This is a genomic window from Halobaculum sp. MBLA0147, from assembly GCF_041361345.1.
In the GTDB taxonomy this organism is placed as follows: Archaea; Halobacteriota; Halobacteria; order Halobacteriales; family Haloferacaceae; genus JAHENP01.
The window spans coordinates 2103781-2124299 of the sequence record NZ_JBGKAD010000001.1; the positions used below are offsets into that span (position 1 = coordinate 2103781).

Here is a 20519-nt window from a genome sequence, read left to right on the forward strand (position 1 = left end):
GGAACGGCGGCCTGTTGTGCTTTCTGGTTCCGGGACGACGGCCGTCCGGCGGTCACCGACGGTAGTGTCGCTCGTAGTACCGCACAGTGCCCAACACGACACCCCCGACGAGACAGAACCCGCCTGGCAACAGAAACAACGCCGAATCGAAGACCAGTCCGACGACGAGTAACGCCCCTCCGAGCGCGACCGTCGCGACGGTCTGTGCGTACCACTCCGTGCGACTCGCCGACGCCCGATCTGGGCTCCCGACTGGATAGTACACACCTCCGGCGGCGAACACGATCGGGAGCACGACGGTCGGTTCCACCACGGCCGCAACGACGGACTGCGGCTCGTAGAGCGATCCGAGTGCCAACCCCGTCTGAACGAGTGGGACCGAGAGCAACGCTCCGGCGGCGAGTGGTGCTCTCTCGTCTCCGACTGCCGACACTCGCCCACGGCTTCGGACGAGGAGCAACAGGAGACCGAGTCCGATCAGGGGCCACAGTGGGACGAGTGGCCCACCGGCGAGCGGGAACTCCGGAATCATCGACGCACCGACAGTGGCACTCGCTACCGCCGGCAAGAGGAGGCCAGGCGGACGCGCCGGTGCAGTCGGTCGGTCGTCGAGTGTGGCGACGACGCGTTGGGCCTGTCGGAACCAGTGGACGGCAGCGTACACCGACGCGGCGACGAGGAGCACACCGGTGCCGAAGACCCGCCAAGCGACACCGACGATGTCGACGGCAGTGGACGGCTCGTCCGGCAGCACGGCGGCTGCGGCGGTGACCGCCTGTGCGGCGAGTGGTGGCCACCCTCCGAGTAGTGCGAGACCGTACGCCGCCGGTGTCAGTCCGGCTACGACACCGGCGAGTACGGGTATTCCCAGGATCATCTCCTCCGTTCCGATCCCGGCCGGTGTCGGGAGGTGTAACACCGATCGTTCTGGAGAGCTCGTTCGGAGCCGCCCCACGATAGTGTCGGGCACCCGTCGTCGAACGGCCGACGACTCTGCGAGTACGCCACCGAGCACGGCGAGGTCGGGGAGCGGGAACGTGTACAAGAGTACCATCGTGCCGACGACTAGTACGACACCAGTGACGGGGACGAACGACGGGAGCAGCAAGACACTCGCCCGACGAGTCACACTCGCGGTGTACCCACCGGCTGTGGCGTCTCGCCGGATCTCACCGCGAAGGTCGACGGGAGTGACCCCGTCGACGAGCCGCACCGGATAGCCGTCGGGGCTCGCGAACTGCCAGCCGTACCGCCACCGACAGTACGACGGGAACCCCACCCCGGTCACGACGACGGCGACCGACACGACGACCCCAACCGAAGCGAGCGACTCGGCACCGGTTGCTACCCAGTACAACAGCAGTGTCCACCCAGTCACCAGCAGTCTGAGTGCACGAACGTCTCCGATGGACGCCGGAGCGTTCGTCTCCCGACGCGCCGTCTCCGAGAGCGACGCGTGTGCTGGCTCGAACAACAGCCACCCGTACTGGTAGACGGCGACGGTCACGACCGCCAGTCCAGTCGTCTCGGACCCCACGAGACCACCGGCGAGCGAGACGACCGGCAACAACTCGGGCCAGAGGTCCCCGTACCGGACGACGAGGTCGACCACGACGGCGACCACCAGCGTCCGCCCCGGGCGGAACCGCCGACGAGGTGGACTACGGAGTGACACGAGTGAAACCGTCTGTTCCAACCACAAATACAATTCTAGCTGGGAGAGCTATCCCGAGAGTGCTGCACGAACGTGGATACACGGCCGCGAGCCGTAACGGATTTGACCCACGACTACGCACCACGAGCCGATGACCGCCTACACCGCGACCGTCACGGTGCGTCTCAAGGGTGGCGTGTTGAACCCGGAGGCAGAGACGACGGCGCGCGCACTCGACAGGCTGGGGTTCGAGGTGGAGTCGCTGCGGTCGGCCGACCGCTACGAACTGGATCTCGACGCAGAGTCGGCGGACGCGGCCGCCGAGCGCGCCGAGGCGATGGCCGAACGCCTGCTCGCGAACCCGACGATCCACGACTACGAGGTGAGCGTCGACCGCCGCGCGTCCGCCGCGACGGACGGGTCGGGGGAGACGGCCGACACGAGCGACGCGGGCGAGACGGGCGAGACGGTGGACACGGACGGGTCGGGTGAGACGGCCAGTCGGGCGGAGACGGCAGCCGCGGAGGGTGACGAGCGGTGACGGTCGCCGTCGTCAGGTTCGGCGGCTCGAACTGCGACCGCGACGCCGTCGCCGCGCTCGGCCACCTCGGCGTCGACGCGGCACTCGTCTGGCACGAGGACGGCCTCGCGGACGGGGCCGGCGTCGCCGACCCGACCGACCTCGAGGGTGTCGTCCTCCCCGGTGGGTTCTCGTACGGCGACTACCTCCGGGCGGGTGCCATCGCGGCACGCGCGCCGATCCTCGAGGAGGTGCGGACGGCGGCCGAGGCGGGCGTCCCCGTGTTGGGTGTCTGTAACGGTGCCCAGATCGGCGCGGAGTCCGGGCTCGTCGCCGGGGCGTTCACGACGAACGCCTCCGCGCGGTTCCAGTGTGAACACGTCCACCTCCGCGTCGAGCGGGCGGACACGCCGTGGACCGCCGCCTACGAGCCCGGCGAGGTGCTCGCCGTCCCCATCGCCCACGCCGAGGGACGGTTCGTCGCCGACGAGGCGACCGCCGAGCGACTCGCCGACGAGGACCGCGTGCTGTTCCGGTACTGTGACGCCGACGGTTCGGTCACCGACGAGGCCAACCCCAACGGATCGCGACACAACGTCGCCGGTGTGCTCGGCGACGACGATCACGTCGCGGTGATGATGCCACATCCCGAACGCGCGACGCTCCCGGACGTGGGCGGGACGGACGGACAGGGCGTCCTGCGAGCGTTCGCCTGAGACCCTCCGATTCGAGTCTTCTCGCCCCGGAGCTCACGAACGCCGTTCTCCATCCAGTTTTCGAGCCGTCACCCAATTCTCAGATGTCGTACCGCTAGGGTCAGTTTGAAACCCGCGACCGTGGTGACTGCCGCGTATGACTCGCAGGACCCACACCGCCGGCCGCCACCGGGCGGTGTCCCGAGAGACCGACCGGCGACACGCGACACTCGGACCGACGCGGACGGCCGGCGTAGTGTCGACGACGACCGACGAGACGGACTCCACACGGACGGAGGGAGCCGACCCGTGGTGACACTCGACCCGCGGGAGAGCCACCCGACGAAGGTCACGCTCGGGTTCGTCCTCGTGGTGGGTGTCGTCGCCGCTCTCGGTGCGTTCACCGTGATCTCGGTCGGCGACACGGTCCGTGCGGACAACACGGAGACGATGGTCGGGGAGGCGGACGCCGTCGACGACGTGGTCGAGGCGACGCTCGACAACCTCCGTAGCTCGGCGGTCGCGGCTGCCCGCGAGACGGAACAGTCCCGCACCGGGCCGTCGATCTCTATCTCTACACGGACCGATCTGAACGAACGGTACCGGCAACGGACGCTCGGGGGCGACGTCGCCGGTGTCCACCTCGTGAACCCCGAGAGTGACGAGGTGCTGGCCTCCTCGCGGTCCGAGGTCGTCGGGGAGTCCGTCTCCGCGCTCGGGCTGTCGGTACCGAGCGGACTCGAGGCCGAGGCGACGCGGGTCGCGTACGTCTCGGACGCGGGGCCGAACGGCTCGTGGGTGGTGTACGCCGGTACCGACCGCGGGAACGTGATCGTCCAGCGGACGCCGTACGCGTTCGTCGACCGCGAGGTCGAGGGGATCGTCGACGAGACGCGCGTCCGGGTCGTGAACGACGCCGGCGTCGTCGTCTACGACAGCGAGTCCGTCGACGCGGTCGGCACCCAACACACGGACGGCGCGGGTGTCTCCTCGCCGGCCGTGCAGGCGGCACTGGACGGCGAGTCCGGGTCGACGACCGTCGCCGCCGCGAACAGTCCGACCGCCGAGCGGGTGATCGCCGGCTACAACGACCGGATCGGCTCGACCGGCTGGGGGACGGTCGCGTACGCGGAACCCTCCGTACTGTTCTCCTCTGTCACCGACGTGCGCAACAACCTCTTCCTGCTGTTGGGCGGTGTCGCGATCGCGCTCGTCGGCTTCGCGCTCGTCGTCGAGCGGCCGGCAGTACAGGAACTGCGGCGGCTGACGGGCCACGTCGACGCGATGGAGTCGGGCGATCTCGACACGGCGGTCGAGACCGACCGCCGCGACGAGTTCGGCGAGTTGGGTGAGGGGTTAGAGGCGATGCGCGTCAGACTCCGCGAGCGGATCGAGGAGGCCGAGCGGGCGACCGAGGAGGCCGAGGCCGCTCGCGAGGAGGCGGAGGCGCTCTCCGAGCACCTCGAGACGAAGGCCGACGACTACCGCGCGGCGATCCAGACGCTCGCAGACGGAGACTTCACCGTCCGCGTCGACCCGGAGAGCGACCACGACGGGATGCGCGAGATCGGCGAGACGCTCAACGACGTCGTCGCGGAACTGGAGACGACGATCGCCGAGGTCCAGCAGTTCGCGGACGAGGTCGCCGACTCGATGACGGCGCTGACGACGAGCGCCGAGGAGATCGAGGGTGCGACCGCGGACGTCTCCGAGACGGTCCAGTCGATCAGCGCCGGGACGGACGAACAGCGCGAGCGACTCGCCTCCGTCGCCGACGAGATGGGCGACATGTCCGCCACCGTCGAGGAGGTCGCCGCAACCTCCGGCGAAGTCGCCGACAACGCCGCGACCGCCGCCGATCTGAGCCGGGAGGGGCGCGACGCCGCCGAGGACGCCGTCGACGCGCTCGACGAGGTGGAGACGGTGACCGGCGAGGCAGTCGAGGCGGTCGACGAGTTGGTCGAGCAGGTCGAACAGATCGAAGAGTTCGCAGACGTGATCGGGGACATCGCCGAGCAGACCGACATGCTCGCGTTGAACGCCAACGTGGAGGCCGCCCGCAGCGACGGCAACTCGGACGGGTTCGCGGTGGTGGCCGACGAGATCAAGACGCTGGCGTCGGACGCGGGCGACCGCGCCGACGACATCGAGGCGCTCGTCGGCGAGGTCGGCGACCAGACGGACGCCACCGCCGACCGGATGCGGACGGCGAACGAACGACTCCGGTCGTCCGTGGAGACGGTCGAGACGGCGATCGACGCGTTGGTCGACATCGGCGAGGTCGTCGAGCGGACGAACGACGGCGTCCAGAACATCGATCAGGCGACGGACGACCAGGCGGCCACGACCGAAGAGGTGACGGCGACGGTCGAGGAGGTGCGCGAGATCGCGACGGAGAACGCCGACGAGGCCAGCGACGCCGCCGCGGCTGCGGAGGAACAGACTGCTACCGTCTCCGAAGTCGCTCGCACCGCAGACCGCGTCGCCGACGAGGCCGGCGACCTCCGGGCGGCGACGGAACGGTTCACGGTCGCCCCCGACGCGGGCGGTGCAGCCTCGGGCGCGGACGGTGCGGTCGAAGACGACACCGTCGGCGACGACCCGGCGGCCCCGACGGCGCCCGACGACGACTGATCCCGTACTCGCCGCCAACCCCGCCCCCTCGGCGACGACCCATCGGCCCGAGTCGGCCGACCGGTCGTGTGACCGCCGGCCCGTCCAACTACGTGTCACTCACTCGCAGGTGAGTCACAGTCTCTAGTGAGCACGCGTTCGACCGCGAACACACGTTTGAAGCCACGCGGGGTCGTACCACGGGTCGATGGCGACCAACACCGCAGACACCGACGCGGACGCGGCGGCGGACGACGCGTACGAGCAGTTGCTCGACCGAGTGGAACGGATCAGTGCCGTCCAGTCGGCGGGTGGCGTGCTCTCGTGGGACCAGCAGGTGACGATGCCGGAGGGTGGCACACCCGTCCGCTCGAAGCAGCTGTCGGCGCTGTCCTCCGTCGGCCACGACATGATCACGGCCGACGAGACCGCCGAGTTGCTCGACACACTCGCCGACCGGGAGTTGGACGACGAGCAGGCGGCCGTCGTCCGCGAGGTGCGTCGCGACTACGAGCGTGCCGACGCCGTCCCACGGGACCTCGTCGAGGAGATCTCCGAGACCTCCTCGGAGGCGCTGTCGGCCTGGGAGGAGGCGAAGGCCGAGGACGACTTCGAGACGTTCGCGCCGTACCTGGAGGAACTGGTCGACCTCCGCCAGCGACAGGCCGAGGCGATCGACCCCGACCGCGACCCCTACGAGGTGCTGTTCGAGGAGTACGAGCCGTGTCTCTCCATCGAACGTGCCGAGTCGATCCTCGAGACGCTGAAGGAGACGCTCGTGCCGATGATCGACGAGATCGCCGACAGCGACGCCGACGTGACCACGGACGCGTTCGACGGCGAGTTCGACACGGACGACCAGGAGGCGCTGTCGCGGGACGTGTTGTCGACGCTGGGGTACGACTGGGACCGCGGTCGGCTCGACACCTCCTCGCACCCGTTCACTTCGGGGAACCAGTTCGACTGTCGCGTGACGACGCGGTTCGACGAGACGGACCCGCTGGGTGGGCTGACGGCGACGGTCCACGAGTTCGGCCACGCGTTCTACAACCTCGGGCTCCCGCAGGAACACTGGGGGACGCCGCTGGGCACCTCGCGTGACCTCTCGGTCCACGAGAGCCAGTCGCGGCTGTGGGAGAACCACGTCGGCCGGACGGAGGCGTTCTGGGAGCACGTGCTCCCGACGTTCGCGGAGTACTTCGACGTGGACGCGACGCCGCGGGAGGCCTACGAGTCGGCCAACCAGGTGTACGACGACAACCTGATCCGCGTCGAGGCGGACGAACTCACCTACCACCTCCACATCGTCGTCCGGTTCGAGATCGAGCGAGACCTGATCCGGGGCGACCTCGACGTCGAAGACGTGCCGGAAGTGTGGAACGACAAGTACGAGGAGTACCTCGGCATCCGGCCGGAGACGGACGCCGAGGGGTGTCTCCAGGACATCCACTGGAGTCACGGCAACTTCGGCTACTTCCCGACGTACTCGCTGGGCTCCGTGATGGCGACGCAGTTGTTCGACGCCGCCGAAGACGACCTGGGCGAGTTGACCGACGACATCCGCGCCGGCGAGTTCGAGGCGCTCCACGAGTGGCTGCGCGAGAACGTCCACGAGCACGGCGCCCGCTACGAGACGAACGAACTCGTCCGGCAGGCGACCGGCGAGGACTTCTCGGCGGACGCCTTCGTCGACTACGTCCAGTCGAAGTACGGCGCGTTGTACGACCTGGAGTCGTCGGTGTAGGCGCACCGAGGCCCTCGATTCGTCGGTGGAGCCGCACCGCCATCCTCGATTCGTCGGTGGAGCCGCACCGCCATCCTCGATACGTCAGTGGAGCCGCACCGAGACCCTCGATTCGTTGGTGTAGACTCGCCGACACCCGGTACGGGACCGTGCCGACGCAGACCCGCAGACCCGACCCGCACCGTGTCGCTCTTTCCCGTCGAGACCACACGAGGAGCCACGCGAATGCGTCAGTTCTCCGCCGACTACCTCGACCGCACGCGCCGCGGGATGTGGGCCGACAGCCGTGCGGCGTTGGCCGACCTCGACCTCGCGGGGCGCGAGCGGGTGCTCGACGTGGGGTGTGGCACCGGCGAACTCACCGCGGTGCTCGCCGAGGAGGCCCCCGACGCGACGGTCGTCGGCGTCGACGCCGACACGGACCTGCTGGCGGTCGCCCGCGAGCGTGTGGCCGGTGATCGGGGTGATCCGGCTGCCCCGTCACACGACGACCGCGTGTACTTCGCGGCGGGGGACGCCACGCGGCTCCCGGTGCCGGACGACAGCTTCGACTTGGTGGTGTGTCAGGCGTTGCTCGTCAACCTCCCGGACCCGGCGGCGGCGATCCGCGAGTTCGCGCGGGTGTCCTCGGACCGCGTGGCCGCCGTCGAGCCGGACAACGGCGACGTGGCGGTGTCCTCGACGGTAGAGACGGAGGCGTCACTGTCGGCGACCGCCCGCGACGCGTTCGTCGACGGAGTCGCGACGGACGTGACCGCGGCCGGCGTCGCCGACACCTTCGCCGCGGTCGGGCTCTCCGAGGTGACGACGCGCCGCTACCACCACGAGAAGCGCGTCGAACCGCCCTACTCGGAGGCGGACCTGCGGGACGCAAGTCGCAAGGCAAGCGGTGCCGGGTTGGCGGACCACGAGACGGAACTGGAACGGGCGCTGTCGCCGGCGGGGTACGACGACCTGCGGCGTCGCTGGCGCGAGATGGGTCGTGCGGTGGTCGCACAGATGCAGACGGACGACTACCGCCGGGTCGAGGTAGTACCGTTCGACGTGACCGTCGGGCGGGTGTGAGTCGGTACCCACACGTTCCGGTCGACAGTCTCGTGGCCCCGAGTCGACCGCCTACTCTCCGTCGAACTGTGTGAGCGAGCCGACGGGGGCGTCGGTGTGGCGGCGGGCGCGGTCGACACCCTCGTCGCCGACGGCGATCAGCGCGAACACGCCGGCCACGTCGGCGCCGGTCTGGTGGACGATGTCCAAGAGGAGCTCTTGTGTCTCGCCCGAGCGGATCAGGTCGTCGACGACCAACACTGACTCGCCGGCGTCGACGGCCGACGCCGGGAGGTAGTAGGTGAGTTCGATCCCGGAGGCGAGCCGCTGGCGGGACTCGACGAACTCCTCGACGGCGGTCTCCTTCGACTTCTTGGCGTACGCCACCCGTGCGTCGAAGTGCGACGCCATCGCGGCACCGAGCGTGATCCCGTCCGTCGCGGCCGTCAACACCACGTCCGGGCGCTCGAACTCGAGGTGTTCGGCCGCGACCGGCGCGACCAGGTCGAGGAACGGTTGGTCGAACACCGCCCGCGAGTTGTCGACGTACCCCTCCTCGTCGAACGACACCCGCTCGCGGAGCTCCGCCGCCAGCGTCTCCCGACCGACGCCGGAGACGACCGCCTCCGCGCGCTCCTCGCCCGGCAGGACGTGCCCGTTGACGTAGCGGTTGAGGTCGCCCGCCGGCAACCCCGTCACGTCGGCGAGTTCGTCGTACGTCCGCGTCTCCTTCAACGTCCGCAACACGGCGACCGCCTGCAACTGCAGGGCCGCCTTCTCTGCCCTGTTCACACCCGTGATGCACAGTCGCACAAGTATGAACACGTCGGATCGAACCGCTCCCGTGATACACAGACTCGTGGGGTTCCAGTCGAAGCGGAGGGGTTCGCGGGTGGGTCGGGGTGGTGTGGACAGCGCCGATGCCACCTGGCGGGGGTGTGCTCCGATCCGAGCGACGAGCCACCCGGTGGCGACTCCGACGGGTCGAAGGGCCTGGCCGCGCAACGAGGGTTCGATGACGACACACCTCCCGCGGCTGGGGGACGGCGAGGCGGGGCTCGCCGACCCGCCGGAACTCGCGACCGTCCAGGAGGCGCTGGTCGAGTGGTACGAGGCGGACCACCGCTCGTTCCCGTGGCGGGAGACGACGGACCCGTACCGCATCCTCGTCAGCGAGGTGATGAGCCAGCAGACACAGCTCTCGCGGGTCGTCGACGCCTACGCGGACTTCCTCGAGGAGTGGCCGACGGTCGAGGCGCTCGCGGCGGCGGATCGCGGTGCGGTGGTCGCCTTCTGGTCGGACCACTCGCTGGGGTACAACAACCGCGCGAAGTACCTCCACGAGGCGGCCGGACAGGTCGTCGACGACTACGACGGCGAGTTCCCGCAGACGCCCGACGAACTCCAGGAGTTGATGGGTGTCGGGCCGTACACCGCCAACGCGGTCGCCTCCTTCGCGTTCGACGCCGGGGACGCGGTGGTGGACACGAACGTGAAACGCGTACTGCACCGCGCGTTCGACGTGCCGGACGACGACGACGCCTTCGCCCGTGCTGCGTCGGAACTGATGCCCGACGGGGAGTCGCGGGTGTGGAACAACGCGATCATGGAACTGGGTGGGGTGGCCTGCGAGTCGACGCCGTCGTGTGACGCCGCGGGCTGTCCGTGGCGGCGCTGGTGTGGTGCCTACCAGACCGGCGACTTCACCGCGCCGGACGTGCCCGAACAGCCCGAGTTCGAGGGTAGTCGCCGACAGATGCGCGGGCGGGTCGTGCGAGTGTTGGGCGAACACGACGCGTTGCCGCTGGACACGCTCGGCCCGCGAGTGCGGGTGGACTACGCCCCGGACGGCGAGTACGGCCGCGAGTGGCTGCGTGGGCTGGTCGACGACCTCGCCGCCGACGGGTTGGTGCGCGTCGAACAGGCCGACGACACGGGAGACGACGCGGTCACCGTCGCGTTGCGAGAGTGAGAGGACACGAACGTGACGCCGGAGCAGACCGCTCCGCGCCCTTCCGCGACCACTCCGTGACCACTCCGCAACCGCTCTGCGACTGCCCGCGACCACTCCGCGACCGCCCGACACACCCCCTTTAGCGCGGATCGGCACCGGGCGGCAGACTCGCCCCGCGCAGTTCCGCACTCGCCAGCTCCACGCCGGTCAGGGTCGCACCCGCGAAGTCCGTGTGCGTCAGCGTCGCCTCGTGGACCATCGCCTCCGAGCAGTCCGCGTCGACGAACGACGCCCGGTCACAGTCCGCACCGAGCAGTGTCGCCGCCAACAGGTCCGCGCCGTCGAACGTCGCACCGGGCAACTCTGCCTCCCCGAAGCCGGCGTACACCAGCGTCGCGTCGACGAATCGGGCGTCGTCGAGTTCCGCCTCGGCGAAGACGGCGTCGCGGGCCGACACGCGCGAGAAGTCCGCCTCGGGGCCGACGAGATCGCTGCAGTCGGCCCGTTCGAGGTCCGCCTCGCGGAACGACGCTCGGGCACACGTCGCGCCGGCAAGCGTCGCGTCCGAGAGGTCCGCGTGGTCGAAGGTCGCCTCGTCGAGGTCCGCCCCCGCGAAGTCCGCTTCCGAACAGAACCCACCGCAGGTCGCCCGCCGCAGGTCCGCTCCGGAGAGATCCGCGCCCCGGAGGTCCGCCTCGCCGAGGTCGACCCCTCTCAGGTCCGCCCCGGAGAGATCCGCACCCTCCAACGGGGCGTTCCGCAGATCGCGGTGGCGCAGGTCGCGTCCCGAGAGGTCGACCCCCGGTTCGAGTGGCGGCTGGCTCCCGTGTGTCTCGTCCGTCACGGTCGTGGGGAGGCGCCGCGGCGAGGTAAGTCTGCCCCGTCCGGGTCGCCGTCGGGTGTACCGTCGGCGCTCCGGGCACGCCGCCCCCCGAAATCGCCGCGTCTCTCGGGAAGGACAGTCTCAAGACGGAGCCTCCCCAACCACGGTCGATGAACACGCCGGACCGAGAGTCGTCGCGCCGGCCGTCGTCGACGGGACGGCTGGTGAGTCGGAGTCGGGCCGTGGCGGACGTGTCGTTTCCGGCGTTCCTCGCCGACAGCGACGCGCCACGGGTCCTCTGGGCCTCGCCGGCGGGACTCGAACTCGTCGGCGCGGGCGCCACGGCGCGACTGACGGCGACCGGTCCGGACCGCTTCGACACGCTCCGCGAGGGCGCACGGACACTGTTCGCGGACGCCGACCACCGCGGCCCGGCGGTCACCCGCCCGCGGGTCGTCGGCGGCCTCTCGTTCGACGCCGACCACGAGCCGATCCCGCCGTGGGAGGGGTTCGCCGCCGCGTCGTTCGTCCTCCCGGCGGTCCAACTCACCCGCGACGACGGCGCGACGTACCTCACGGTCACCGACTACGGCCCCGACGCCGATCCGGCGGCACTGGACGACCGCCTCGACACGGTCGCGGAGCGACTCGACGCGCTCCCGATGATGCAGGCCAGCGGCGGCCCACCGGGGGTCGCCGCCCGCCGGTGGCTCACGGACCGCGAGGACTGGATCGACCAGGTCGAACGCGCCGTCGACCGCATCGCCGACGGGGAGCTGCTGAAGGTCGTGCTGGCGACCGCACTCTCCGTGGAGTTGTACGAACCCGTCTCGGTGCCGGCGGTGCTCGAACGGCTCCGGCGGACCTACCCCGACTGTTACCGTTTCCTCGTCCAACCGACAGATGGCGGGGCGTTCTTCGGCCCGCCCCCAGAGCGACTCGTCGAACTCCAGGGACGCGACGTGCGGACGGAGGCGCTCGCGGGGTCGATGCCACGCGGCGAGACGCCGGAGGCGGACGCCGAGCACGCCCGGTCGCTGTTGGACAGCGAGAAGATCCAACACGAGCAGGGGCTCGTCGCGGAGACGATCCGCGAGCAGTTGTCGACGTACGGCGGCGTGACCGTCGGCGAGCAGGGGGTCCGGAAGCTGACGAACATCCAACACCTCCAGACGCCGATCACGGCGACACTGGCGGCAGACGAACACGTGCTCACGCTCGTCGAGGCACTCCACCCGACGCCGGCGGTCGGCGGGTTGCCGCTCGACCGTGCACTGCGGACGATCGGCGAGACGGAGTCGTTCGACCGCGGTTGGTACGCCTCGCCAGTCGGCTGGTTCGACGCCGACGGCGACGGGGAGTTCGCGGTCGGCATCCGCTCGGGACTGGCCGACGGCTCCTCGGCGACGCTGTTCGCCGGCAACGGCATCGTCGGCGACAGCGACCCGGCCGCCGAGTGGGAGGAACTCCAACCGAAGGTGCGGCCCATCCTCGACGAGTTGACCGCGGACGAGTAGCCAACCGACGGGTAGCTCACCGACGAGTAGCCCGCCGGCGAATAGTTGTGCGCCGACGAGTCGTCCCTCGACGAGTAGACCGCGACGAGTAGACCGCGACGAGTCGTCTCAGACCGTCTCGATCCGGTCGGCCAGCGTCTCCGCCAACCGCTCGCGTGCCTCGCGGAGCCGCGCCAGATCGTCGGCCACGCCGCCGGCGGCGAGTCGCTCGCGTTCCGCCGCCGTCAACTCCGACTCGGCGTGGGCCGCCGCCCGGAGGCGCTCGTAGTCGTCGCGGACGGCGAGCCGACGCACCTCGCGTGCGCGAGCGACCACGTCCTCTGGCGCGAACTTCGCCGTCACGGAGACCAACTCCCCCGCTCGCGCCCGGAGTTCGCCGGCGACCGGCGGCGGCCACCCGACCACGAGCGGCTCCGGCGAGAGTCGGTCGAGGTAGCTACGACTGGTGCTCACGCGCGTCCGGAACAGGCCAGGGTCCTCGACGTAGTGGTCCAGCTTCGAGGCGGAGTAGTCGTCGTACTGCACCAGCGTCCCGAGCGTCTCCTCGCCGGCCGGCGCGGTCTCGAGGTACTCTCGCAAGTCCGTCGGCGGCGGCTCGAACGGGACCAACGGGAAGTGTCGCGTGTCGGCGACGACGCCCACCACCTCGCGGGCGGGTGCCTCGCGCCGGAACGTCTCGAACGCCTCGCGGACGGCCTCGTCGTACGTCTCGATCGGCTCGCGGAGGCGGTCGGTCGGCGCGTCGAGGTCCGCCTCGCCGAGGCGCCGGAGTCGTTCCAACTCCTCGATCTCGGCGTCCAACTCGTCGAGTCGGTCGCTCGCCGCGCGGCGGGCGTCGTCGAGGTCGTCGGCGGCCGTCTCGCGGTGCTCCAGCCGGCCGACGAGGTCGCGCGCCGGCGTCAGCGCCTCGCGGGCACGCTCGAAGTCCGACTCGGAGAGTCGTCGCTGGTCGACGATCTCGTTGGCCGCCTCGAAGGCGTCCCGTGCGGGTGCGTCGTCCGGCAGTTCCTCGACGAGTTCGGCGAACTCCCCCTGGAAGGTGACGAACGCCTGGAAGTCACCCGTCCCCGTCGCGTCGTCGACGTAGCGGTCGAGCAGTCCCTCGGCGCGCCGGAGCGCGTCGGCGGTCTCCGAGAGCGCCGCCTCGCCCACCTCGGCGACGGCGTCGGCGGCGTCGCGGTACGCCTCGCGGGCCGCTCGGAGGCGGTCGACCTCCGTCGCGACCGGGTCGTCGCCGGTCCGTGTCGTCCCGCCGCTCGCCATCAGTACACCTCGTCCGGGTCGAACACGCGTTCCCCGACCGTCTCGACGGCGACGGTGAACGGCTCGTCGGCGTCCGTCTCCGCCTCCGTCCCCGTCTCGGCGCTCGCGTCCGTGTCGTCGTCGCCACCTGTCGCGTCCACGTCGCCCTCGCTCGTGTCACCCGCGTCGCCCGCGTCACCCGTGTCACTCGCCGCGGTCGTGTCGGTCACGCGGCGGTGGAAACACGACTCGTGGCCGGTGTGGCAGGCGCCGCCGGTCTGGTCGACGAGGTACAACACGGTGTCGGCGTCACAGTCCACGCGGACCTCCGCGACGGACTGGGTGTGGCCGCTGGTCGCGCCCTTCTCCCACAGCTCCTCGCGCGACCGGGAGTAGTAGTGGGCCCGGCCGGTGTCGAGCGTGCGAGCCAGTGCCTCGCGGGTGGCGTACGCCATCATCAACACCTCGCGCGAGTCGGCCGCCTGTGCGACCACCGGGACGAGTCCGTCCGCATCGAAGTCGACCGCGGTCGTCTGTGTCTCCGCGTCGTTCACACTCTCGCAGAGTCTGGAGCGGCGGATAGGTCTTGTGCGTCGTCTCGTCGTGTGTGGTGCTCGGTGTAGTGGCCAGTGGTCTCGTCGTGTGGCGGTACGAGCGGGCTCGCACCCGTCGCTTCGTGTCGAGAGCCCCGACGGGCTCCGGTCGCGGGACTCGCTGCGCGCCTCGCGGTGCTCGCTTCGTCCTGCGTCCTGGAGCCCGTCGCCCCTCTCGGTCCCACCCGACACCGCACCGCCCACACACCTCCCCAGCCGACTCGCTCACGCTGCTCGCTCGCCCTCGGTCAGAGCGAGCTCTGACGAGGGCTCACTCGCTCCGTTCGCTCGTCCCTCGCGCGCTCGCGGTCGCACGAGGCGACCGCGGCGCGCGCCGACCGCCGTCGGACGTGTCGAGGATGTCGCCGTCGGGCGTACAGAAGTCGCCGCTGCCGGACGTGTCACACTCGCGGACGGCGGACCGACTCCCAGTTCGGCTACTGGTGGGCTTCGATCACGCGCTTGGCGGCCTTGGCCTTCTCCTTCCAGCCGTAGCCGGCCTCGTAGACGTGGCGCTTCTTGTTCACCAACTCGGCGGGGGAGGACTCCTCGAACCCGCCCCGCTCCCAGGTGCCGGTCTCGTGGAGCCAGTCGATCACGTTGTCGCGGGTCTCCGACCAGGAGAGGCCGACCATCTCGTAGAAGGCGATCATCGCGAACACGGCGTTGTCGTGAGCACCGGGGTACGACCCCTCGCGGTACACCGTCGCCACCGGTTCGACCGTCGGCTCCGACACCTGCTCGCGGTACGCCTCCGCCGACAACAGCTCCAACCCGCCGTTGGTCTCCTGGACGCGCCCCTCGCGTTCGAGCACGTCGAGTGCGGCCCGGTGGAGCCCCGACCACGCCTCGGGGCCGTCCGGGATCGCGTGGCGCAGCGTCGACTCCGACACGGGATCACCCGTCAGGACGGACAGCAGATCCGTGTAGGCGCGTTCGATCTCGTGCCAGTCCGTCCCCTCGAACTCGCAGTCGACGTCGTGGAGACTGTTGGTCGTCCGACAGCCGGGACAGGGGTAGGCGAACCGCGGCACGACCCGTCTCTCCGTGTGGCGACGGCTTAGGCTGTGTGGTTCCGGCGTGTGTGTCGCCCCCTTCGGACGAGCCGTGACGGAGTCGCCGTCCACTCGGACGCCCCGCGACCCCCCAACGACGGGTCGTCGACGGACTGCGACGGATCGCCGACGCCGCGTGATCGCGGGCGAGCGACCCCCGGACGCCGTCAGCGCCCGACGAGCTTCGCGAGGTTCTCTCGCGAGAAGAACGAGGAGGGCTCGTCCATGTGGACGCCGATCTCGCCGGACAACAGCCACAGGCCGGCTCGCTGGACCGGCTCCGGCAGCGAGTACGCGCGCCGCAGCCAGTGGCCGAGTCGGATCTCCGTCGCCAACTCCTCGCGCCAGGCGGTCTCGTAGGCGTCCAGCGTCGAGCGGTCCGTCGGGTCGAGCACGTCGGCGGCCACGTCCGCGGCTCGCATCCCGTAGAGGATACCGCCGCCGGTGAACGGCTTCGTCTGCCCCGCCGCGTCGCCGAGCAGGAACACCCGCTCGCTCGTCGTCTCCGCCGGCGGTCCGATCGGGATCGCCCCCGAACAGAAGCGATCGGTGTCCACGTCGTACGCCGCCGTGAGCCGGTCGAACATCGCCGACACGTCCTCGCTGGGCGGAGCGGCGAGTCCGTACTCGACGCCCGCCTCGCCGCGCGGGATGCGCCACGCGAAGAACCGCGGCGCGGTGAGGTGGACGTCGACGTGGTCCGCGTGGTCGACCTCGTCGGTGAACGCCAACACGCCGTGGAGCCGCTCGTCCGGCTCCGGCAGCCCGACCTGCTGGCGGACGCGCGAGACCGGGCCGTCGGCGCCGGCCACCATCCGGGCGGCGAACGACTCCGTCCCGTCGGCGGTGCTCGCCGCCACGGAGACGCGGTCCGTGTGTTCCGTCACGTCGGTGACGGTGTGGCCCTCGCGGACGTCGGCGCCGGCCGCGCGCGCCGCGTCGGCCAGCGTGCGGTCGAGTTCGACGCGGTCGATCACGTTCGACACCTCCTCGCGCTCGTAGAAGCGGTGGGCGTCGCTGCCGGGGCCGCCGACGTGGAAGTCCGCGCCGTAGATCCGGTTCTGGAACAGTCGCTCGCGCGCCTCCGCGGGGACGTACTCCCACAGGTCCGTCGACACGTGACCCGAACAGGCCAGCGGCTCCCCGACCTCACCCTTCTCCAAGGCGAGCACGTCGTACCCCGCCTCGGCCGCCCGACGAGCGAACCGCGCGCCGGCTGGGCCGACACCGACGACGAGGAAGTCGTACATGTGACACCGGTTGTGCGTCGGGCGACATATGTCTCGTGGAATCCGGTTCGTCGTCGCGACCGGGACGAGGCAGTTCGGTCGAATCGACGGGGGCTCTCTGGTCGTGTCGGGTCGCCGTCACGCCCACTCGTGACGCTCCCACCCCTCGTAGTGTTTCAGTCGACTCTTGACCTGGAAGGCGCTCCACTCACACTCGTGGTACAGGACATCGGCGAGTCGTCCGAACGAGTCCGTGTCGAGTTCGACCCGATCGGGTGTCACCGGTCTTACAGCGGCAGCGAGGCGAAAGCCCACCCGTTTACGGGTGGGATGAAGCCGACAACTGGGAATCTTTCCACGCTCGTAGCCCCGGCTGGGGTTGGATGTTTGCGTAACATCTTTACGTGACTATTTTCCATATATTGACGGTGTCTCGTGGGTTCGACAGGGAACGTACCAGCGTCCACAAACTCCAGTATCACTTCATCTGGTGCCCGAAATACCGCAAATCGGTGCTTGAGGGTGAGGTACGTGACCGTCTCGAAGGACTCATCGAGGGGAAAGCCGACGAACTGGACCTCGAAATCTTGGAGTTGGCGATTCGCCCCGACCACGTACACCTGTTCATCACGGGCGACCCGATGCTCGCCCCGAACAAGATAATGCAGCAGGTCAAGGGCTACTCCTCGCGCCGACTTCGAGACGAGTTCGACTTCGGCCTCCCGTCGCTGTGGACGCGCTCGTACTTCGTCTCAAGTGCGGGCGACGTATCTAGCGAAGTCATCGAGGAGTACATCGACGCCCAAGCAGGTGAGTAGTCATGCAACGGACCGTCTCGACCACGGTGCGGGTCAAACTCCACTCGCTGACTAACAGGAAGGCTGACCTGCTCGCCCGTGAGTACGAGGCATTCCAGACCGAGGTTCACGGTGGACATGCCAACCTCTACTCTGCGACCGACCAGCAGGCGTCGAAAGTCCAGCGACAGAAAGACCCGAACCCCGACACCCAACAGCCTGTCGTTCTCCGCAACGACGTGTTCGACGTAGCTCACGACGAGGAGACCGTTCTCTCGTCGTGGTGGGTCAAAGTCCCCGTCTACGACCCCGAGCGCGGACGGGGCAACTCTATCTGGTGTCCCGCCCACGTCCCGCGAAAGGACGAACAACTCGTCCGTGAGGGCGATATTCGGGACAGCGAACTGGTGCGCCGTGACGGTGAGTGGTACGTCCACCTCGTCGTGAAACGGTCTGTGACCGTCCAAGACGAGTACGACGACGTGCTGGCTATCGACATGGGTGCACGCTGGGTCGCTACCTGCGCGTTCCTCTCCGACCGCAAAACCACCTTCTACGGTGAGGAAGTCCGTCGCATCCGCGAACACTACAAGCAACTGCGGAAGTCCATCGGGAAGGCGAAACCCCGACAGGGACAGCAAGTGCTCAAGCGTATCGGTGACGCGGAAGCGCGGAAGGTGGACGACCGCCTCCACAAGATTGCTCGCCAAATCGTGGCAGACGCCGAGAAGCGGAACGCGGTCATCGTCGTGGGCGACCTCGGCGGGATTCGCAATGACAACGACAAAGGACGGTACGTCAACGACAAGACCCACAAGATGCCGTTCGCCCGCCTGCTGAACTACATCGAGTACAAGGCCCACGACGCGGGTATCGACGTGCAGTTGGTCGAAGAGTACGACACGTCGCAGACGTGCAACCGCTGTGCTTGCGAGGGCGTCCGTGAGACGCAAGGACGGTTTGAGTGTCCCGAATGTGGCCTTGACGACAACGCCGACAAGAATGGTGCGCTGAATATTGGCAAACGAGCCTTGGGCAAGTTCTCGAAACCGCTGTCCGAGGCGGGGGCTGTACTGACACAGCCCGAAACGCAGGTCATCGTCCAGCGTGACGACGAACCTGCGAACCTCCCGCTACTCGTGGATTCAACCCCCAGTGAGGGAACCCCACGGCTTTAGCCGTGAGAGGATGTCAGGTACGGCTTCTCTCCGAGCTCGTCGAACACCTCGTCTGCCCGGTCGAGTTCGTGCGACTCGACGGCGGCGACGGACAGCAACTGTTCCCGTCCGATCGGGGTTCCCCATCCGTGCTTGGCGACCAACGCCGCGAGGAGAGCACACTCGACGGTCGGATTGTTCACGCTTAGTCGATAGTGACTATTCAGTTCAGTCTAGCGTCAACTCGTGTTTACACGTGTGGGAAGGCTTATTGACGGGCTCGGCTATTGGCCTGTGTGAGCAGTCCAGTGTCGTCGGACGGTACCGACCGTGCGACCACGAAGCGGCAGCGACTCGAGAATCCGAGTGGGTTCCTCCACCTCGCACGGCACGAGAGCGTCCCGTTGGTGATCGACGCACTCCTCGATCTCCCACCCGGACGCGAGGTGAACAAGACGGAACTCGCCGATCACGCGGGCGTGACTCGCCAGACGGTCGGCGCACACGTGGACCTGCTCGTCGAGACCGAGGTTCTGGAACCGGTGCCCGGGACGACCCCGACACGGTACCGACTCGCGGAGAGTGCCGTCGTCCGCGAGTTGCTCGAACTCAACAGCGCACTCGGCGCCGCGACCGAGTGACCGCGGCGGCGTCGTCCGCCCGTTCGGATCACCGTTCGTCCACGACGACCAACCCACGCGCGGTCTGCTCGTGAATACCCGCGGGCCACTCCACCGACACCCCCCGCCAACTGTCGCCGCCGTCGGCCGTGCGCCACAGGCCCCGGTTCGACAGCGCGTAGAACTCCCCGCCGACGGTCCCGCGGGCCACCACCGGCCGCGTGACACCTGGTCCGACGGGGAGCCCGGCGTCGTCCAGTCGCTCCCACGGGCCGTCACCCTCGCGGCGGTAGACGTACGTCTCGGCGCGGTCGGCGGTGTGTGCCTCGCGAGCGGAGCGGGCCGCCGAGAGGAGCACGCGCTCGGGGTCGGCGGCGTCGACGGCGACGCTCCAGCAGTACGTCCGATCGAGTCCCGTCTCTGGGTAGTCCCACGTCGCGCCGCCGTCCGTCGTCACGGCGACCCCGTCGCCGGCCGCCACCCACGCCCGGTCCGGCGCGTCGGGGTGTGTCGCGACCGTGTGCGTGTCGAGTGGCCCGTCGGGGACGCGATCCAGCCACGTCGCGCCGCCGTCGTGCGTCCGGACCAGTGCCCCCGCCTCGACGGCGACGTACCAGCGGTCGGCGCCGCTCGCGCCGTCCGTCTCTCCGCCCACTCGCCGCGGTGCCGGTTCGAGCCACCGCACGTGGTGGGTGTGCGGGCGGGGTGGGAACGACCACTCGCTCGCGGAGTCGAGATCTGTCAGCCCGTCGCGTTCCGTCCACGTCGTCCCGCCGTCCGTCGAGCGGTAGACGCGCGAGGGTTCCGTCCCGACCCACACCTCGTCGGGTGCCTCGGGTGCGACGGCGACGGCGGTCACGGCGTCCGGTTCGATCCGGTCGTGGTCGCCGCCCGGTCGGCGGTCACTCCCGGCCCTCCGGCCACCGTCCGTCCCGACACGCTCGAACGAGTGCCCGCCGTCCGTCGACCACCACAGACCGGACTCGAACGTCCCGACGAACACCCGCTCTGGGCGGTCCGGGTGGACCGCAACGCACTCCAGTGCGTGGCCGTCGAGTGCGCTCTCGACGGTCTCGGGGCTCGTCGCAGCGGGGGTCGCGTCGTCCGTCGCCGTCGCGTCGGCCACTGCGCTCGTCTCGGCCGACGCCGCCGTTCCCGTCTCGTCGAGTACGACCCGTCGGTAGCCGCCGCGTGTCGCCGCGTGGATCGTCGTCACGTGAGTCTGTACCACGCCGAGCGTGAAAGCGTCGGTGGGGGGAACT

19 protein-coding genes and 2 pseudogenes are annotated in these 20519 nt (G+C 69.6%); 11 read left to right on the plus strand and 10 right to left on the minus strand.

All coding sequences use genetic code 11. The features are described 5' to 3' along the window. Positions 1-52: 52 nt before the first annotated feature. Positions 53-1675: a hypothetical protein gene (locus RYH80_RS09995; protein ID WP_370903723.1), complete on the minus strand. Its 1623-nt coding sequence runs from the start codon at positions 1673-1675 to the stop codon at positions 53-55. 130 nt (positions 1676-1805) lie between these two features. Between RYH80_RS09995 and purS the strand changes: the two are divergent. The 6 genes and pseudogenes from purS to RYH80_RS10025 all read left to right on the plus strand — a co-directional run. Then, a pseudogene (gene purS / locus RYH80_RS10000) lies at positions 1806-2054 on the plus strand (phosphoribosylformylglycinamidine synthase subunit PurS); the annotation flags it as partial. Between the two features lie 137 nt (positions 2055-2191). Further along, entirely contained in the window at positions 2192-2890 is a 699-nt protein-coding gene (gene purQ, locus RYH80_RS10005; RefSeq protein WP_370903724.1) for a phosphoribosylformylglycinamidine synthase I, read from the plus strand. A 136-nt stretch (positions 2891-3026) separates the two neighbouring features. Then, the gene (locus tag RYH80_RS10010; RefSeq protein ID WP_370903725.1) at positions 3027-3185 is read left to right on the plus strand and encodes a hypothetical protein; all 159 of its coding nucleotides are present in this window, start codon (positions 3027-3029) and stop codon (positions 3183-3185) included. After that, positions 3179-5503 (plus strand): methyl-accepting chemotaxis protein, encoded by a 2325-nt coding sequence (locus RYH80_RS10015; RefSeq protein ID WP_370903726.1) that lies wholly within the window; start codon positions 3179-3181, stop codon positions 5501-5503. Before RYH80_RS10010 ends, RYH80_RS10015 begins: the two co-directional genes overlap by 7 nt. Positions 5504-5690: 187 nt before the next feature. Then, the gene (locus RYH80_RS10020; RefSeq protein WP_370903727.1) at positions 5691-7226 is read left to right on the plus strand and encodes a carboxypeptidase M32; all 1536 of its coding nucleotides are present in this window, start codon (positions 5691-5693) and stop codon (positions 7224-7226) included. 225 nt (positions 7227-7451) lie between these two features. Next, on the plus strand, positions 7452-8291 hold the full coding sequence (locus RYH80_RS10025; RefSeq protein WP_370903728.1) for a class I SAM-dependent methyltransferase: 840 nt from the start codon (positions 7452-7454) through the stop codon (positions 8289-8291). Positions 8292-8342: 51 nt separating this feature from the next. Here the strand turns inward: RYH80_RS10025 and RYH80_RS10030 are convergent, their stop codons facing one another. After that, the gene (locus RYH80_RS10030; protein ID WP_370903729.1) at positions 8343-9062 is read right to left on the minus strand and encodes a phosphoribosyltransferase family protein; all 720 of its coding nucleotides are present in this window, start codon (positions 9060-9062) and stop codon (positions 8343-8345) included. A 223-nt stretch (positions 9063-9285) separates the two neighbouring features. On the opposite strand from RYH80_RS10030, the gene RYH80_RS10035 reads away from it, so the two are divergent. Next, the gene (locus tag RYH80_RS10035; RefSeq protein ID WP_370903730.1) at positions 9286-10242 is read left to right on the plus strand and encodes an HhH-GPD family protein; all 957 of its coding nucleotides are present in this window, start codon (positions 9286-9288) and stop codon (positions 10240-10242) included. Positions 10243-10363: 121 nt separating this feature from the next. Here the strand turns inward: RYH80_RS10035 and RYH80_RS10040 are convergent, their stop codons facing one another. Continuing rightward, positions 10364-11068, minus strand: coding sequence for a pentapeptide repeat-containing protein (locus RYH80_RS10040; protein ID WP_370903731.1), 705 nt, complete (start codon positions 11066-11068; stop codon positions 10364-10366). Between the two features lie 149 nt (positions 11069-11217). Between RYH80_RS10040 and RYH80_RS10045 the strand changes: the two genes are divergently transcribed. Next, positions 11218-12564 carry an isochorismate synthase gene (locus RYH80_RS10045; protein WP_370903732.1) on the plus strand — a complete coding sequence of 449 codons (1347 nt, stop codon included), beginning with the start codon at positions 11218-11220 and terminating at the stop codon, positions 12562-12564. Positions 12565-12672: 108 nt separating this feature from the next. Here RYH80_RS10045 and RYH80_RS10050 read toward each other — a convergent pair whose 3' ends face one another. The 5 genes and pseudogenes from RYH80_RS10050 to RYH80_RS10070 form a co-directional block, all read right to left on the minus strand. Then, entirely contained in the window at positions 12673-13827 is a 1155-nt protein-coding gene (locus tag RYH80_RS10050) for a DUF7118 family protein (protein WP_370903733.1), read from the minus strand. A 161-nt stretch (positions 13828-13988) separates the two neighbouring features. After that, positions 13989-14360: pseudogene (gene hisI, locus RYH80_RS10055) on the minus strand (phosphoribosyl-AMP cyclohydrolase); the annotation flags it as partial. A gap of 476 nt (positions 14361-14836) precedes the next feature. After that, positions 14837-15433: a DUF7474 family protein gene (locus tag RYH80_RS10060; protein ID WP_370903735.1), complete on the minus strand. Its 597-nt coding sequence runs from the start codon at positions 15431-15433 to the stop codon at positions 14837-14839. 188 nt (positions 15434-15621) lie between these two features. Then, positions 15622-16704 (minus strand): geranylgeranyl reductase family protein, encoded by a 1083-nt coding sequence (locus RYH80_RS10065; protein ID WP_370903736.1) that lies wholly within the window; start codon positions 16702-16704, stop codon positions 15622-15624. A 117-nt stretch (positions 16705-16821) separates the two neighbouring features. Then, positions 16822-16965, minus strand: a complete 144-nt coding sequence (locus tag RYH80_RS10070; protein WP_370903737.1) for a hypothetical protein — start codon at positions 16963-16965, stop codon at positions 16822-16824. Positions 16966-17111: 146 nt separating this feature from the next. Here RYH80_RS10070 and tnpA point away from each other — a divergent pair, with 146 nt between their 5' ends. Both tnpA and RYH80_RS10080 read left to right on the plus strand, forming a co-directional pair. Continuing rightward, complete coding sequence (gene tnpA, locus RYH80_RS10075) at positions 17112-17501, plus strand: IS200/IS605 family transposase (RefSeq protein WP_370903738.1); 390 nt, start codon at positions 17112-17114, stop codon at positions 17499-17501. A gap of 2 nt (positions 17502-17503) precedes the next feature. Continuing rightward, a complete protein-coding gene (locus tag RYH80_RS10080) occupies positions 17504-18658 on the plus strand; it encodes an RNA-guided endonuclease InsQ/TnpB family protein (RefSeq protein ID WP_370903739.1) in 1155 nt (384 codons plus the stop codon). Here RYH80_RS10080 and RYH80_RS10085 read toward each other — a convergent pair. Next, positions 18655-18840: a hypothetical protein gene (locus tag RYH80_RS10085; RefSeq protein ID WP_370903740.1), complete on the minus strand. Its 186-nt coding sequence runs from the start codon at positions 18838-18840 to the stop codon at positions 18655-18657. The genes RYH80_RS10080 and RYH80_RS10085 overlap by 4 nt on opposite strands. Positions 18841-18933: 93 nt before the next feature. On the opposite strand from RYH80_RS10085, the gene RYH80_RS10090 reads away from it, so the two are divergent. Continuing rightward, positions 18934-19278: a hypothetical protein gene (locus RYH80_RS10090; RefSeq protein ID WP_370903741.1), complete on the plus strand. Its 345-nt coding sequence runs from the start codon at positions 18934-18936 to the stop codon at positions 19276-19278. Positions 19279-19306: 28 nt separating this feature from the next. On the opposite strand, the gene RYH80_RS10095 is transcribed toward RYH80_RS10090, so the two are convergent. Further along, the gene (locus RYH80_RS10095) at positions 19307-20473 is read right to left on the minus strand and encodes a WD40/YVTN/BNR-like repeat-containing protein (protein ID WP_370903742.1); all 1167 of its coding nucleotides are present in this window, start codon (positions 20471-20473) and stop codon (positions 19307-19309) included. Between the last annotated feature and the right edge of the window lie 46 nt (positions 20474-20519).

What these genes read in the sequence shown, in the direction of transcription:
- RYH80_RS10010 (WP_370903725.1), top strand. Translation starts at nt 3,027, where the DNA reads ATGACTCGCAGGACCCACACCGCCGGCCGCCACCGGGCGGTGTCCCGA.
- RYH80_RS10020 (WP_370903727.1), top strand. Translation starts at nt 5,691, where the DNA reads ATGGCGACCAACACCGCAGACACCGACGCGGACGCGGCGGCGGACGAC.
- RYH80_RS10025 (WP_370903728.1), top strand. Translation starts at nt 7,452, where the DNA reads ATGCGTCAGTTCTCCGCCGACTACCTCGACCGCACGCGCCGCGGGATG.
- RYH80_RS10035 (WP_370903730.1), top strand. Translation starts at nt 9,286, where the DNA reads ATGACGACACACCTCCCGCGGCTGGGGGACGGCGAGGCGGGGCTCGCC.
- RYH80_RS10045 (WP_370903732.1), top strand. Translation starts at nt 11,218, where the DNA reads ATGAACACGCCGGACCGAGAGTCGTCGCGCCGGCCGTCGTCGACGGGA.
- RYH80_RS10050 (WP_370903733.1), bottom strand. Translation starts at nt 13,827, where the DNA reads ATGGCGAGCGGCGGGACGACACGGACCGGCGACGACCCGGTCGCGACG.
- RYH80_RS10065 (WP_370903736.1), bottom strand. Translation starts at nt 16,704, where the DNA reads ATGTACGACTTCCTCGTCGTCGGTGTCGGCCCAGCCGGCGCGCGGTTC.
- RYH80_RS10080 (WP_370903739.1), top strand. Translation starts at nt 17,504, where the DNA reads ATGCAACGGACCGTCTCGACCACGGTGCGGGTCAAACTCCACTCGCTG.